This window comes from Parabacteroides sp. Marseille-P3160 (genome assembly GCF_900162725.1).
Classification (GTDB): domain Bacteria; phylum Bacteroidota; class Bacteroidia; order Bacteroidales; family Tannerellaceae; genus Marseille-P3160.
The window spans coordinates 951,732-967,305 of record NZ_LT799418.1 but is presented as its reverse complement, the minus strand read 5'-3'; the positions used below and the strand labels follow the sequence as shown (position 1 = coordinate 967,305).

Here is a 15,574-nt window from a genome sequence, read left to right as displayed (position 1 = left end):
ATTATATCTAAAATTAAAATGAAATATTTAAACCGAAAGTGAAGGCACGGGGCACGGGATATGCCAAATTAGGAGTCTCGGGATCTTTCCCGGAAAAAGACTTTTTCTTAATTGTAAGTAGGTTCTGGCCGGAAAGATAAACGCGGGCCTGTTGTATTCTGATTAATTTCAATACGCTCTCCGGTATTCGGTAGCCAATCTCCAGATTACTCAATTTAAGGAAAGAAGCGTCTTCCACAAAATAGCTGGAGATACGATTCTCATTATTCACATCACTACTTGACAGTGCAGGAATCGAAGTCTTTGTATTAGTCGGAGTCCAACCGTCCAAGGTTCTTTTTCCATAGTTTTGTTGTCCGAAGAATCCGAAGAAATCCGTAAAGCCTTTCAAATTATTATAGGCTTTTGCTCCTTGCTGTCCATGCCAGAACATGGAGAAATCAAACTGACGATAACTTGCCGTCACATTCAATCCATACAGGAAATCAGGATCGGTCACCCCTAACCAGGTACGGTCTTCATCCGAGATTTTTTCATCCCCATTGATATTTTTATAACGAATACGGCCTAATCCCTTACCCGGCTGTGTCACATGCGCATCCACTTCCTCCTGCGTCTGAAAGAGTCCATCCGCTACATAGCCGAACAGGGAATTCAGCGGACGTCCCAAAATAGTCTGATCATTTCCATTACCCGGATAAGAATTGATCACATCCTCAGGAAGTTTCGTTATTTTATTCTTATAACTCGCAATATTTCCGGTGATCATTAAATCAACCTCCCCGACTTTTTGTGCATAAGTCAATAAGAATTCAATGCCTGAGTTTTCCATACTTGCCCCATTTACATAGCGATCGCCTCCGTAGCCAATTGTAGCGATATATGGAGGTTTAATCAGGATATCATCCGTTTTCTTAAAGAAATAATCGAATGATCCGGTAAACTTTTGATCTAAAAAGCCGAAATCGACACCGGCATTATGTTGTGTAGTCGCTTCCCATTTTAAGTCCGGATTACTGCGTTGGGTACGAATGAAACCGGAAGAGAGTGTTCCCTGGCCGGCTCCTGTGATATCATACGCCGTTCCATTGTCGCGTCCCCAGGTCGCATCCGTATAATAAAGAGCTTTATACAGGCCATAAGCTGCATAGTTATCAATCTCCTGGTTACCGGTCTGTCCCCATCCGTAACGTAATTTCAGATCGGAAACAATCCCTTTCGCTTTCCCGAAGAAAGATTCTTCGCTCAGACGCCAGCCCAACGAAAAGGCAGGGAACGTCCCCCAACGGTGATTTGTTCCAAATCGGGAGGATCCATCCCGACGAACAGTGATTGACGCCAGATATTTGTTATCGTAATTATAATTCATCTTCCCAAAGAAAGAAGCCAACGCATAAGAGGTCCCCGAACCAGTGTTTCTGAAGTTGGATTCGCCCGCATCCAGATACATATAATCGGCTGATTCCAGTAAGAAGCCGTCACGCCCGGCAGACATTTCCTCAAAACTATATTTCAATATTTCCTGACCGCCCAATAAATCAAAATGATGTTTACTCAAATCGAATTTATAGTTTAAGGTATTACTTACTATCCAGTTTCCACCCTTATTTGAGAAAGTATTTAACCTTGCCGTCTTTTCGGACAGATAGCCGGATTCGTATGTTTTCTCCATCTGGCGATTCCAATAACCGGTATAATCAATACCTAATTTAGAACGGAAATGTAGATTTTTTGCAAATTCAATATCCAAATTGATATCTCCAAACAGACGGATTACATCCGTATGATTGTCTTCATTGTCCTTAATCAATCGTACCGGATTCTGGCGGTCAGACATATTGCTGGAAGGTCCTCCCCAACCACCGTCCAAAGAATGAACCGGGACTAAAGGTTGTATAGTCCGGGCATTGTCTTGTAGATCTGATGCATTGATCGTCGAATTACGCGTTTTAGTGATCGAAAGGTTTTCTCCGATTGTCACCTTGTCGTTGAATAATCTATAATCACTGTTCAGACGAGCAGTAAGGCGATTAAAGTAAGTTCCCCGGACTGTTCCATTATTATCATAATAATCAACGGAAAAAAGCGAGTGTCCTTTATTATTTCCATTCGTAACCGTCACATTGTAATTTTGCGTAAAACCGGTACGACTGATTTCTTTCACCCAATCGGTATCTGATGTCTTCATCGTATTCACCCCTCCTACCGCAAGATATTCAGGTATCAGGATCTCATCCAACACAGCATGATTATTCGCATCTCTATGCCATTGATAGGTGAAATTTCCATAGTTGGGATCAACCCCGTCATTGATAGCCGCTTGCCATTGCACCTGTCCTAATTCCCGAGTATTCAACAAATCTAAAGAACGCTGCCATTGCTGCGCAGTCAGGGAAGTACGAAACTCAACCTGCGTCCCTCCGTCTTTCCCCTTTTTCGTTGTAATGATAATCACTCCATTGGCTGCGCGGGAACCGTAAATACTGGCTGCGGATGCATCCTTCAATACCTGAATCGACTCGATATCCGAAGTCGCGATCTCATTCATCGATCGTGTGCTCGGAATACCGTCAATAATATACAATGGTTTGCTGCTTCCTAAAGTAGAGACTCCACGAATTTTAATATCTACATCTCCATTCGGCTGTCCGGTGTTTTTAACATGAATTCCCGGTATACGGCCTTGCAACGATTGAATCGCATTACTGTTATTAATATCTTTAATATCATCCATCTTTACAACGGCAACCGAGCCGGTCAAATCGGCCTTTCGCTGCGTGGCATAACCTGTGACAATGACGTCGCTCAGTTTCTGTACATTTTCCTCTAGGACAATCGTGACAGGAGATGTGCTTTCTGCCGTAAAAACCTGCATCGCGAAACCTATGCATGTAATCTGAATCGTTGCTCCCTTTGGGACAGAGAGTGAAAACTCTCCGTCAAGATCGGTCAGAGTTCCGTTGGTAGTCCCTTTCACTACAACCGAAGCTCCGATAACAGCTTGACCGTCTGTCTCCGAAATTACTTTTCCACGCACAGACAATGGTTGCGCCGAGACTATTTGTGTTATGGATAGAAAAATGATCCATACAACACATTTAACAAATTGTGATAGTTTCATGTAAATAAATTTAAAATGTTTAACAATGAGAAGCAAAGATATCACCTTCCCGCATCTCATATGATAACAAATCAACCAATCACTATCAAATCCGTTGTATTGAAACTAAAATATGACAAAAGCACAAGCAATGCTACATTTGTGCAAAACATAAATACAAAAGAGAAAAATCTCATCTTAAGTAAAAGGGTTATGAAGAGCTTTCTAAAAGAAACTCCGTTTATTGAAATTCAGTCGGAGTTATGCCATATACTATCTTAAAACATTTAGAGAAATATGCAGGTGAAGAAAAACCGGTCATATAAGCAATTTCACTGATGGAGTAAGTATGTTGACGAATCAGTTGCGCCGCTTTTCCAAGACGGTAATTACGGAGAAAATCGACAGGTGTAGTTCCGGTCAATTCTTTGATCTTACGGTACAAATGGCCTCGAGAAAGCCCCAATGTATCACTCAACTTCTCTATATTATAATCAGGATCGGTATAAATCTCTTCAATCTGTCTAATAAATTTATGGAGGAACAAATTCTCCGGGCCACCGGCTTTCTCCGGTACGGTCAACAACAGATTACCCTGATGGAGCTCTTGCAACAAATGCGCACGCAGACGTTTTCGCTCTTCGAGTAAGCGGATGATTTTCAACTTTAACAAAGCCGGATAAAACGGTTTCTGAATATATTCTTCCGCCCCGCCCGAAAGTCCGAAATGCTGTTGCCGTTCGTCGGATAGCGCAGTCAGCAGAATAACCGGCAGATGACTAAAAGAAACATTCGTTTTAATCTGCCGGCATAACTCAAATCCATTCATCTGCGGCATCATGACATCACTCAGGATCAATGAAACTTCTTTTTCATCCAGCAATTCAAGCGCCTCTTTTCCATTCAAAGCAGTCAGGACATGGAAGTTCTCCTGTAACTCTTTTTGTAAATAGGTGCGTACTTCGTCATCATCCTCCACTAACAGAATTGTTTCGTCATACTGCTGCCCAAGTAAAGCTTTCTCGGTCGAGTCATCCAATTGGGACGGTACATACGAAAGCGAAGTCTCCATTTGTTTCGAGAGAACTTCGTCCGGAAAATGCGCATGTCCTTTTTGTAAAGAAACCGTAAAGGTCGTCCCTTTCCCCAACTCGCTTTCGACCGAGACTGTTCCGTGGTGAAGCTCTACGAATTCTTTGACCAAATGTAATCCGATACCGGAGCCCGCTCTGTTTTTCTCGGTAAAAAAGTAATCAAACAAATAAGGTAGGGCCTCCGGGGGAATCCCGGTCCCATCATCTTCTACTAGGATTTGTATTTGATCCGTTGTCTCCTCCAGCCGAAGACGAATCCATCCCCCTTCAGCAGTATATTTAAAGGCGTTGGAAAGAAGATTAACCAGAACTTTTTCTATTAAGTCCGTATCAATCCAGAACGTATCCAGGGCCATTCGGTTTTCAAACACATACTCAATCCGTCGCACCCGCGCCATGCTTTCAAAGTAAGATTTCACCTCCTGACAGAAAGCAACGATATTCACCTCATGGACTCTGAGATTCATTTGCCCGGTATCAATTTTCCGAAAGTCTAATAACTGATTAATCTCGAGGAGAAGCCGGTTGGCATTTTTCTGCATAAGTAACAGATCCGGTAGGTGGGAAGACTCGGACATGGCAGAGATCAAATGATCTAATGGACCGATAATCAAAGTCAAAGGGGTACGTAGCTCATGCGATACATTCGTAAAGAACTGCAATTGTTGTGCCGTGACTCGTTCTATCTCGGCATTCAACGAGACTAACTTGCGCCGTTGTTCTTCCTCTTTCCTGTTTTTCTCTCTCAGTTCTTTATTTTTTCTCCGAATTTTCCAATTGATATAAAAGACATTCACGGAAAGAAGAATCAGGAGAACCATCAAAACAAGAATAATAAACAGGGAGTTTTGAAGAAAATTAAACCGATGCAGTAAACGATCCAAAGTCTTCTTTTGCTGTTCAATCCGTGTCTGATAACTAAGTAGTTGATTGGACTGCTGTATCATGGCTTTAGCAAAATCAATCCCCACTACAGAAGAATACAATTTAATTTCTTTAGGGACTTTTTCTCCATGCAGGATTTTCATGGCTGTCCGTAATACGACATCGCCCGCCGTAGGATACATAAAAGAAGCATTTATCCGCCCATCGGCAACAGCTTCAAGACCGGCACCCGGTACAGCATCTACTCCGAGGATCGGTATTTTTGACGCCCGCGTATCTAACGAATCAAAAACTTCCCGGGCAGCAATAGCCATCATATCATTATGAGAGAAAACCAAATCGAACTGTTCAACCTGCTGCACCTCTTTTAAATTCTTCCTTGCCACACGATATAACCAGTCTCCTTCCACCTTTTGAGACACGACTTCTTTCTTTGCCTGCTTCAAAGCATCCATAAAACCTTGGTGACGTTCCTGGGCAGGGGACGAAGAAATCATTCCCCAGACTTCAAGAATAGATACCTTCTGAGAGGAAAGATAGCGTTCCGCATACTTACCCGCAGCATACCCGATGTCATAATTATCCGCTCCGACGAAAGAGGTATATTGATCTGTATTGACTTTACGATCCGTAATAATGGTAGGGATACCGGATCGGTAAGCTTCCTCGGCTACTGCGGTAATAGGCTCGGACTGAAAAGGTGAAATAATGATTAAATCTACTTTCTGTCGGATCAACTCACGGATCTGTTCTATTTGTGTATCATTATTGCTATTCGCGTCTTTTATGATAAGGTCCAAATCATCATAATAAGTCGCTTCAATTTTCATTTCACGGATCATAGCCTGCCGCCAAGCATCATCTAACATACATTGAGAAATACCGACGACATATTTCTTCTTTCCGGGCGAGGAACATCCGGAAAGGAAAAAAAGCAGAAATAAGAAAAAAAGAATTCCTTTAGTCCGTGTCATCAGTCGCCGTATTAACATATATATATGCAGTGAAGAAAAGATGGTTAACAAAGCAACAAGAAATGCTTAATTATGCACCAGCGTACCGATCTTTTCACCCTCCATCACTTTCTTCAGATTACCTACCGTATCCATATCGAAGACAATAACCGGTAAATTATTTTCCTTACACATAGTGGTGGCAGTTAAATCCATTACTTTCAGCCCACGCGCATAGATCTCATCAAACGTAATCTCATCGAATTTGGTGGCTGTCGGATCTTTTTCCGGATCGGCGGTATAGACCCCGTCCACCCGTGTGCCTTTCAGCATCACATCCGCTTCGATTTCAATACCACGTAAAGAGGAACCGGTATCCGTTGTAAAGAAAGGGTTGCCCGTGCCGGCGGACAAGATCACCACATGTCCTTGCTCCAGCAATTCGATCGCACGCCATTTATTATAGAACTCCCCGACCGGTTCCATGCGGATAGCTGTCAGCACATTGGATTTCACCCCGACGGAGTGCAGCGCCGAACTCAATGCCAGGCTGTTTATCACGGTCGCCAACATCCCCATCTGATCTCCTTTCACGCGGTCAAAGCCTTTGGAGGTACCGCTGAGTCCACGAAAGATATTACCTCCCCCAATGACGATTCCGATCTGTACGCCCAGCCCGGCAACGTCCTTGATTTGTGCGGCATATTCGCTCAACCGTTTTTCATCGATTCCATACTGTTTTCCACCCATCAGGGACTCCCCGCTTAACTTTAGAAGAATTCGCTTATATTGGCTCATGGTCCGGTATTTTACGTTATACTATAAGTTGCAAAAATACAATTATCTTTTGATTCAGTGGTAAAGCTACTTCTTTTTTAAATGGGTAGCGACGCAGACTGTCATTATGCAACTCACTTCTTTTTGAAGAAACAGGCATTCATTCCGTTAGTAGATTAAAAATAGTGTACTTTCAGTTGTATATAACTTTAAAGCCATAGAACACAACCAAAATGAGCATCGAATTACGGCCGGTTTTCTTTCGGATCTCCCGTCTGTTCATTTTGGGGAAGCACCCTCCCCAGTCCATCACTCGGAGAGAGCGATGGGCTGGGGAAAAGACTGTTGTGCCTCTTATAACAAGAAATATCAGGAAGAAACGTAGAAAGGCAATATAATGAGGTTTTATCTTTATACATTCCTATTATAAAATGAATGCCATCAGAAAGCTACCATTCAATTGCAAATTCTTCGTCTTCTATTAATGTGTTTATATTGCGTTGAAGCGACATTGTACCTTTAACTGAATACTGGGTCGTATAACCAGGCAATTCCAACGAATCTTCAAATGTATATTGCATATTGACCGTAATGGTTCTTCTTAATAATGAAGGACGGGAAGAATCCATAATGTTTACTATTTCATAAGAAGGCTGCCCTATTACTTTTAGATTAATTATATCGGGATATGCAGCTTTAAGAGATACTGTTCCAGTACTATCCGTTACCTCATTAAAGGTTGCTATAATCTTGAAATATTTACGATCTTTCCTCTCTTCTTTTGTCACTCCGGCATAAAAAAAGATTGATTCTTCATCTACAACATAAGTAGCACGCGTATCCACAACTATAGGTTGAGTACTCTTCTCTGTATATACAGATAAATTAGTCGCACCATAGGTTCCAGAATAATCATTAAAAGGAGTTATCCACAATAGCGCATTATTATAATCTTTGCGGGGATGTGATTGATAATTATAAGAAGAATTATCTTCTATAACGAGAGGAAGCATCCATTTATCAACGAGATCCAAGTCTGCTAACTTAAAATGAATATCTAGAAGACCGGATTGTTTGCCCTTAGGAATATAGACTACTGGATTGGGAATATCATAAAATGATTTATCCAATAACCGATAATATAAATCCGTTCGATTATAATAATGTTCCTTATTATATATATCCAATGTATCTGAGTCTAATATTATATGAACATCTCTATCTTTAATATTAGATGTTGTTCCGGAAATAATAACGGGTAATTGATAGAGAGTTGAGTCTTCTCCTTTATATTTCACTCTGATTTGGGTTACCGTACCATCTGCCTTCGCTTTCAAGCAAGCATACTGTACATACTGCTCATCTTTCCATTCATCATTACATGAACTGCATATGATCAGAATAGTTAAAAGAAATCCCAATAAAGATATAATATTCTTCATTTGTGTAATTTTTATTAATTAATAACTGATTAACCAACCCGGATTTTGAGTCAGACGAATATTTGCCTGTAACTCATTTCTATGTATCGGCCAAAAATAAGTCTTTTCTGCAAAGCAAGTACGTACACTCGTAATTTCTATAGGCATATGAAATTGTTCCTTTTCAACTTCCGTCATCAAAGTATTACAGCCATAGAACGGTGTCGCTTCTTCTTCTGAAGCATCTTTCCAACGACGCAAATCAAAATAACGATGTCCTTCACCCATGAATTCAACCTGACGTTCCCGCTTTAATTTCTTTCGGAACGCACTAACATCGTCATAAGTGTCAGACGCATAATCAGGGACTCCGGCGCGTATGCGTATCGGCTGAATACTCTTTTTCAGTTCATTGATATCCCGACTGATAGAATGAGTTTTGGTTCCATCCCATGACTCTATTTGATAGGTTGCAGTCAATTCATTCAATGCTTCTGCATAAATTAACAATATTTCCGCATAGCGAATAGCCGGATCAGCTTTTTTAGTGATATGAGAAGCGCTTCCGTCTGCATTTCTATCATCGTTTGTATCTGTTGGACGAACAAATTTCTTCACACCTATCCCGGTAAGCAACCAGTTCCCGGAATTGTTTTGACCTTCTGCTCCACCACGGTAATACCAGCAATAATAAGGTCCTTGATTTGCGACCAACGTCGCATTTAGTAAGTTCCATACAGCTCCATTGTATGCAACCGAAGCATAGAATCGAGGCTCGCGATTCGCATATTGAAGTGAAACACCTTTTACTAACGGCTTGTATAATCCGGCTTGTATATCGGCATCCGTTACAAATCCCGTTTTCCGAAGACTACCATCTCCCTTGCCTATTTCCAAATCTTTACCCGAACAATCGGTTCCGTCATTCATATAATAAGCGTCGCATTGTTTTTGCGTCATGCAGGTTTGATTAAATCCGTCGGCTTTAAGAGGGAGTTGATATAATACCATATCATTTATCCCTGAAGTTCCCTGATTTTGACCGCGGGTGAAGATTAATTCCGGATTTTCTGTTGCACTCAATTCACCATTGAATATGGATCGGTAGGATTCGAAAGGATCAATATCGGCATACCCTTGTGGCCACTTTTTTTGAGAGAAATCGCCATCTTCGTACGGTTCAAGCGTTGCAGGATAAGCAAGGTCTCCACTCTCCCGTTTATATGCCACATACAATTGATATGTGTTTAAATCTATTACGTCTTTTGCTGCAGCAGCGGCTCTGGCCCATTTTTCTTCATCATACGTTTCTGAAAGCAATCTTTTTCCTTTATCATCCACTAATTGCATGGCATAACTATCTTTATTTCCATTCATTAAAGGGCTTGCGGCATATAACAGAACTTTGGCCCGGACACTTAAAGCTGCACCACGGGTGGGTCTGCTTATGGATAATAGTTCTCTTCGTAAGGGTAAATCTTTGGCTGCGAGAGCCATTTCTGAAACAATGTAACCAACACATTCGTCATAGGTGTTGCGAGGAACTGATAGGGCATTATAACTATCGGTATAATCCAATCCTTCTTCCGACAATAAAGGAACCGGACCGTATTTTTGTAATAATTTCCAATAGTAAAAAGCTCGGACAAAACGTGCTTGCGCTTTGTAATCCGCTGCTTCATCCTCTGTAATTTCTTCGCAGGGATGAATATTCTCTATAAAAACGGAAGCTTGTCGGATACCCCTATATGCCTCTGCCCAAGAATCTTGATAGGTTTCTTCATTGTAGGTTGCTTCTCTGATATTTTTGTATTTGGGATGATACATATCGTCGCTAAAACTAAATGGCCAATTTCCAATGCCGATATCCCCATTATTGTCAATTAAATGAGAATAAGAATTGGCCAACCATTCTTCTACATAGTCTTCTTTAAAAAAAAGAGCTTCAATAGTCAACCGATCTTTAATCTCCTTGTCAACATTCAAGAAATCGCTACAAGAGACTAGAATAGAGATAATCGTGACTACGGTTAATATAATAAATTCTTTTTTCATTTTTCTGTTCTTTTATAAGTTAACGGTTAATCCAAGAGTCAAAGATTTAGAGAGGGGGTATCCTCCCCCGTCAGTTTGCGCCGCTTCCGGATCCCATAATTTAAATTTTGAGAAAGTAAGGATATTAGTTCCTATAAAATACACTCTCATTTTATTGATTTTAAATTTGCTGACAAAATTTCTGGGTACGGTATAGCCTAATTCAAGCGTCTTTAAACGTAAATATGAGCCATCGCGTAACCAGAATGTAGACGTTTGGCGATTATTTCCGTTTATATTTTCATACTCTAATCGTGGGTATGTTGCATTGGGATTTTCAGTAGTTGGGTCCCCCGATATGTCGCGTGAAATCCATCGATTATTGACAACGTCTTGCAATACATTTCCCCATTGTCCCCGTGAAAACGGATGAGCAATACCGCCAGAGAGGAAAAAAGATGATTTTCCACTACCTTGAAAAAGAATATTAAAATCCCAATTCGCCCATTGGGCTGATGCTCCCAATCCGTATATAAGATTAGGTTGGGTAGTAGCGCCTATTGCAACCTTGTCATTATCATTAATTACTCCGTTTCCATCAACATCCTTATATTTGATATCGCCGGGCCAAACACTTCCCCATGAGGTTTGTTCAGGGCTATTGCGAATATCATCCCAATCTTCGAAAAGACCGAGGGCTATTAATCCTCTCGCCTGATTTACTCTATATCCTTCTTCATATAAATAAGAAAAGTCTTTGAACCCCTCATCCTTTTCTAATATTTCATTTTTGCTATATGTCGCATTTCCTCGTATAGTTAGATTTAAATTGCCTATTTCTTGCTTAAATGAGAAATTGCCATCCATCCCTTGAGACAGAACACTTCCAACGTTAGCTTTTGGTGTATCTCCACTATTGAGCCCCACAATCCATGGCAACGAACCTCGAGTCATGAAAATACCCGTGCGTTTTTCATTAAAATAATCCGCAGTTATACTGAATTTACCCTCGAAAATTGAAACATCAATGCCGACGTCATGTTTTGTAGCTATTTCCCAAGTAATACCGGAAGAGGCCACTGCACTATAAGACATTCCGCTGTATGAACGGGAAAAATCAAAATCCGCCCATTGATAACCAGTCAAACTTTCACTAATGGTGTACATATATGGGAAACGGGTTCCTACATCATCATTGCCAACTCTACCCCACGAATAACGAAGCTTAAGCATTTCCAACCAGTTTAATTTATTTTGGACAAACTGTTCTTCCGAAATGTTCCATGCTAAAGAATAAGCCGGGAAAAAACCGAATCGATTATTTTTTTCGAAATTCTCTGAACCGGTATATCCAAAGTTGAAGTTGACATAATAACGGCGTTTCCAATCATACGTGAAACGTCCTGCCAAACCTTGGTGACGATATGGAATACTATTTTTTAGGTCGGATCCAAGATTATAGGTCTGCACTTTTGAATCTTGATTGTATTTTAGTGTAGTTCCGGTATGATGGTCTCCAAACCCTCGATTATAATGCAACTCCGTTTCAAAAAATTCCCGACGATCACCAGTCCCTCCAGAAGTTTGCGTCATCAGTACTTCCGCATTAACCCGTTTAAAAACTATTTCCCCGTTATCATCGCGATAACGTTCAGCGGTCCAACGTTCAGGTTCTTTTATTTTATTAATATAGTTATCGTTATAGGTATCAAAGCCCATTTTAGCAATAAACTTTAAACCTTTAGTTACAAAATCGAGATTTTGCTCTAAAGTTGCATTGGTTTGTACTTCATTCGACCATGTTTGCTTATATCCGGTTTGAGTAGCTGCCACCCATGGATTGTCACGTATGGAATTGACATTGAAACCAGGTATATAGCCGTTCGAGTAGGTTATGGGCATCTGTACGGGATTTTGTCCGGTAAGGCTGTTCCATATTGCAGAAGTACCTTTTCCTGAGTCATTTACCTTTTTCAACATTCCGGATATACCTATACGTAAGAGGGTGAATTTTGTGATATCCATATCGGCATTCATTCTATAATTATAGCGTTGAGTACTTGCATTTGTACTATAATTTTTTTCGATAGACTTATCTGTTTTATACATCCCTTGGTCTTCCACATAGCTGACGGAAACAAAATAACGTGCGTTAGCTCCTCCTCCGTCCATATTCACATTTGCCCTGTAGCTCATAGCTGCATCCCTAAGAATAACGTCTTGCCAATTGACATTGGGCAATATATCCGGATCCAAACCATATTTTATCGCAAGTAGTTCATCTTCTGCGTATACAGGTGTTTGATTACGTGTAATACGAGCCTCATTTAACATAGTGGCATAGTCATATCCATCGGCATACTTTGGGAGTTTAATCAGAGTGTTGTAAATTGTTTCAATTTTCGTGTTAATATTTATTTTACCCGGTTTGCCGTGTTTTGTCGTAACCAACACAACCCCATTAGCACCACGTGATCCATATATGGCTGTTTCGGACGCATCTTTCAATACTTGAAAAGACTCAACATCTTCTACATTTATTTCATCGAGATTGCGTTCAAAACCATCAACCAAAACTAATGCACTATTACTTGCTCCAAACGTAGAAATACCGCGAATCCAGAATTCAGAAGTATTATTACCCGGCTGGCCACTTGTTTGTCTAGCCAGCACGCCCGCAACATTACCGGCTAATGCATTTGTTATGCTGGCGGAAGGGGAAGATTTCAACACCCCCACATCTACAGCAGTAACGGCGCCTGTGAGATTTATTTTTTTCTGTGCTCCAGTACCTGTAATAACGACTTCTTCTAAAAGACTGGATTCCGCCTCTTGCATTATTACATTTATTACAGTTTCTGTTTTCACCAGAACTTCTTCGGATTTGAAGCCCAAATAACTAAAAACAAGCCTATTATATGGTTCTATTTTTATTTTATACCGCCCCTCAATATCTGTTATAACACCTAATCCGGGTATGTCTTTCACTATCACATTAGCTCCTATCAAAGGCTCATTATTCTTATCGGTAACAATCCCTGTTACTTCAAGTGCTGTACTAGCGTTGCCATTTTGGGCAAATCCATTTGGTAAAACAAATGAAAAAAGGATTATGAAAATTGTAAGATATCTCATGATATTTTCATTAAATAGGTTAAAGTATTACTCATCAATTTCAATTGTGCGGATACGTGAATTGTTCGCATCTCCAATATAGAAAATCTTATTTTCCTCGTCAAAAGCTATTCCAACCGGTTGATTAAAACGAGCCTCTTTTAATAAATCTCCATCTATATATCCATAAGCATCGCTGTTAACGCCAGTGCTTCCACGTCCGGCATAGGTATAAACGAAACCTTCAGGTGTCAAATATCGAATACAATGTGCATTCTGGTCTGCAAAGTAAAAATCATAGATATCTGATTTTCCTTCTTTTTCATATCTTTCGTTCTTAACAAAACAACCTTGCATCGGATTTCCCAGTAAGGCATTGGTGCCTTGTCCGTCTCGCCATCCTTCGACTCCTTCGCTTCCGACGAAATTATTGGCAACTTTTAATGTTTTATTTTCCCAATCATATTCAGCTTTCACAATCAATTTTTTATTTGGAACGGTCATGTAAGCATAGTTTCCGGAAGGATGGAAAAATATAAAATACTGACAATCCCTATTCTTTAGGGTATAAAGGAGTTGGGATGTTTGTGTTTCCCAATCATAGCGTACGATCTCTCCGGTTGTGCGTGAATTATAATACAATTCTCCATTCATGGGATGAATGGTGCAGGTATTGTTTCGCCTGTAATAAATAAGATGCTGGGGCTTCTTAAAACCATTCTCTCGGGTTACCAGGGATACGGCTATTGCTCCATCCGCATCTTTTTCATTGGCAATCAGCATAGTGTCTGCGCTTCGGGTAAATTGGAGTTGCCGTATATTCTCCCAGTTTCCTTGTCCTCTCTGAAGTATTGTGGATACGGTGTTTGTTTCAAAATCCAAAAGACGGATCGAAAGCCCCATTCCATCAATCATATAAATATGTTTCTTGTTTTTGGGGTCTATGACTAAATTCCGCGGACCTTCAAAGCCGCAATCCTCAAATGGACCATCTTTCACTTCTTTGGTTCCGGTTGGACTTATATAGCCTGCAAGTGTTGCTACAACGGTTTTGCTCTGATAATTGAATATTTCCGATGCTGTAACGCTTTTTGAATCTTCCCCTATCGTAACTTCAATAGTCCCTTCAACCGCACGTTTAGGGACAAGGCAATATATTATCTCTCCATTGCTCCCTATTACTTTTGCCGGAAGACCTCCTATCTTTACGGAAATCTGCGATACATCATTCCCAAAATTCTTTCCGTAAATATACAAGCGTGTTTTTGCGGATCCACTTTTAGGAGTAAAATCAGTGATTTCAATCGGTTTGCTAGGATCAAAATTGCTTTCATTGTTTTCTGCATTGTCTTTACAGCTACTAAAACAAAGCATGGATAAGAAAGAAAGCATCAAACAAATGAATTTCCATTTCTTTTTTAATATTTTATTCATGGTTCTAAACAAGAGTTCGTTAAAAAATTACTTAAGGTATTTATTAAATATTTGAAATATTAGAACAAAGCAGGTTACTATCATTAGTATTCACTAAAAAAATAAGAGTTAATTGACCCTCATTAGCATCACAAACGGGTTGCTTGGTAAAGAGTTCCGTGACAGGGATCTTATCCAAAGTAGCCGTAGCTTCTTTTAAAATGAAAAAACGCCGAATATCGTCCGGATGAAGACAAAATATTTCAAAAGTTCCGTCCACATCGGTTGTAACGCCTCTTGTCGATTTGTCTATCAATATACTGACGCCCGGGGTCTTCGCTTCAATAACCTTCCCTTTTACCTGTTCCTGGGCTTGCGCCATTATCGACAGAGGCGCAAAAAGAAAGAGAAGTAAAAAAACAAATTTGATTTTTCTTTCCATTGTATATATGTACTAAGATTATAAGATTAAATGATAAGTATTAGAATTTGCATCACGATTCCATCTTCAGATGGATCATCATAGAGTCGGGGCGCGTTCTTTTTTATCATTCTCATAGCAAGCCAGAGTTGCTGCTTCCAACAAGACAAAATGTGGAATTCCTGTTAATAAATAAAGGTTCTTCATAAGCATAAATTATTAATCGATCTTTCATAAAATTTGAGATATGAGTTAATCAAACTTCCATCAGAAAGGAAAAGCGCTATGATTAAGGTGCGCGAAAAGAATAATTTCAAAAAAAACTGTTTTATCATAATGGATTGCTTAAATTAAAAGTTAAC

Annotated in this window: 8 protein-coding genes; all 8 read right to left on the bottom strand. The window is 40.1% G+C overall.

The annotated features are described in order from the left end of the window. Nucleotides 1-13: 13 nt before the first annotated feature. Complete coding sequence (locus tag BQ8014_RS03885) at nt 14-3,121, bottom strand: SusC/RagA family TonB-linked outer membrane protein (protein ID WP_080903213.1); 3,108 nt, start codon at nt 3,119-3,121, stop codon at nt 14-16. 220 nt (nt 3,122-3,341) lie between these two features. After that, nucleotides 3,342-6,053: a substrate-binding domain-containing protein gene (locus BQ8014_RS03880; protein WP_080903212.1), complete on the bottom strand. Its 2,712-nt coding sequence runs from the start codon at nt 6,051-6,053 to the stop codon at nt 3,342-3,344. Nucleotides 6,054-6,119: 66 nt separating this feature from the next. Then, the gene (gene pyrH, locus BQ8014_RS03875) at nt 6,120-6,830 is read right to left on the bottom strand and encodes a UMP kinase (protein ID WP_080903211.1); all 711 of its coding nucleotides are present in this window, start codon (nt 6,828-6,830) and stop codon (nt 6,120-6,122) included. A 428-nt stretch (nt 6,831-7,258) separates the two neighbouring features. After that, entirely contained in the window at nt 7,259-8,251 is a 993-nt protein-coding gene (locus BQ8014_RS03870; RefSeq protein ID WP_080903210.1) for a DUF4973 domain-containing protein, read from the bottom strand. An 18-nt stretch (nt 8,252-8,269) separates the two neighbouring features. Beyond that, the gene (locus tag BQ8014_RS03865) at nt 8,270-10,285 is read right to left on the bottom strand and encodes a RagB/SusD family nutrient uptake outer membrane protein (RefSeq protein WP_080903209.1); all 2,016 of its coding nucleotides are present in this window, start codon (nt 10,283-10,285) and stop codon (nt 8,270-8,272) included. 12 nt (nt 10,286-10,297) lie between these two features. Next, nucleotides 10,298-13,399: a SusC/RagA family TonB-linked outer membrane protein gene (locus BQ8014_RS03860; protein WP_080903208.1), complete on the bottom strand. Its 3,102-nt coding sequence runs from the start codon at nt 13,397-13,399 to the stop codon at nt 10,298-10,300. Between the two features lie 27 nt (nt 13,400-13,426). Next, a complete protein-coding gene (locus BQ8014_RS03855; RefSeq protein ID WP_080903207.1) occupies nt 13,427-14,812 on the bottom strand; it encodes an IPT/TIG domain-containing protein in 1,386 nt (461 codons plus the stop codon). Between the two features lie 43 nt (nt 14,813-14,855). Continuing rightward, the gene (locus BQ8014_RS03850) at nt 14,856-15,233 is read right to left on the bottom strand and encodes a peptidase associated/transthyretin-like domain-containing protein (RefSeq protein ID WP_139785067.1); all 378 of its coding nucleotides are present in this window, start codon (nt 15,231-15,233) and stop codon (nt 14,856-14,858) included. Nucleotides 15,234-15,574: the final 341 nt, after the last annotated feature.

Bases quoted from the DNA above. Each gene is read 5' to 3' on its own strand.
- BQ8014_RS03885 (WP_080903213.1), bottom strand. From the start codon at position 3,121: ATGAAACTATCACAATTTGTTAAATGTGTTGTATGGATCATTTTTCTA.
- BQ8014_RS03880 (WP_080903212.1), bottom strand. From the start codon at position 6,053: ATGACACGGACTAAAGGAATTCTTTTTTTCTTATTTCTGCTTTTTTTC.
- pyrH (WP_080903211.1), bottom strand. From the start codon at position 6,830: ATGAGCCAATATAAGCGAATTCTTCTAAAGTTAAGCGGGGAGTCCCTG.
- BQ8014_RS03870 (WP_080903210.1), bottom strand. From the start codon at position 8,251: ATGAAGAATATTATATCTTTATTGGGATTTCTTTTAACTATTCTGATC.
- BQ8014_RS03865 (WP_080903209.1), bottom strand. From the start codon at position 10,285: ATGAAAAAAGAATTTATTATATTAACCGTAGTCACGATTATCTCTATT.
- BQ8014_RS03860 (WP_080903208.1), bottom strand. From the start codon at position 13,399: ATGAGATATCTTACAATTTTCATAATCCTTTTTTCATTTGTTTTACCA.
- BQ8014_RS03855 (WP_080903207.1), bottom strand. From the start codon at position 14,812: ATGAATAAAATATTAAAAAAGAAATGGAAATTCATTTGTTTGATGCTT.
- BQ8014_RS03850 (WP_139785067.1), bottom strand. From the start codon at position 15,233: ATGGAAAGAAAAATCAAATTTGTTTTTTTACTTCTCTTTCTTTTTGCG.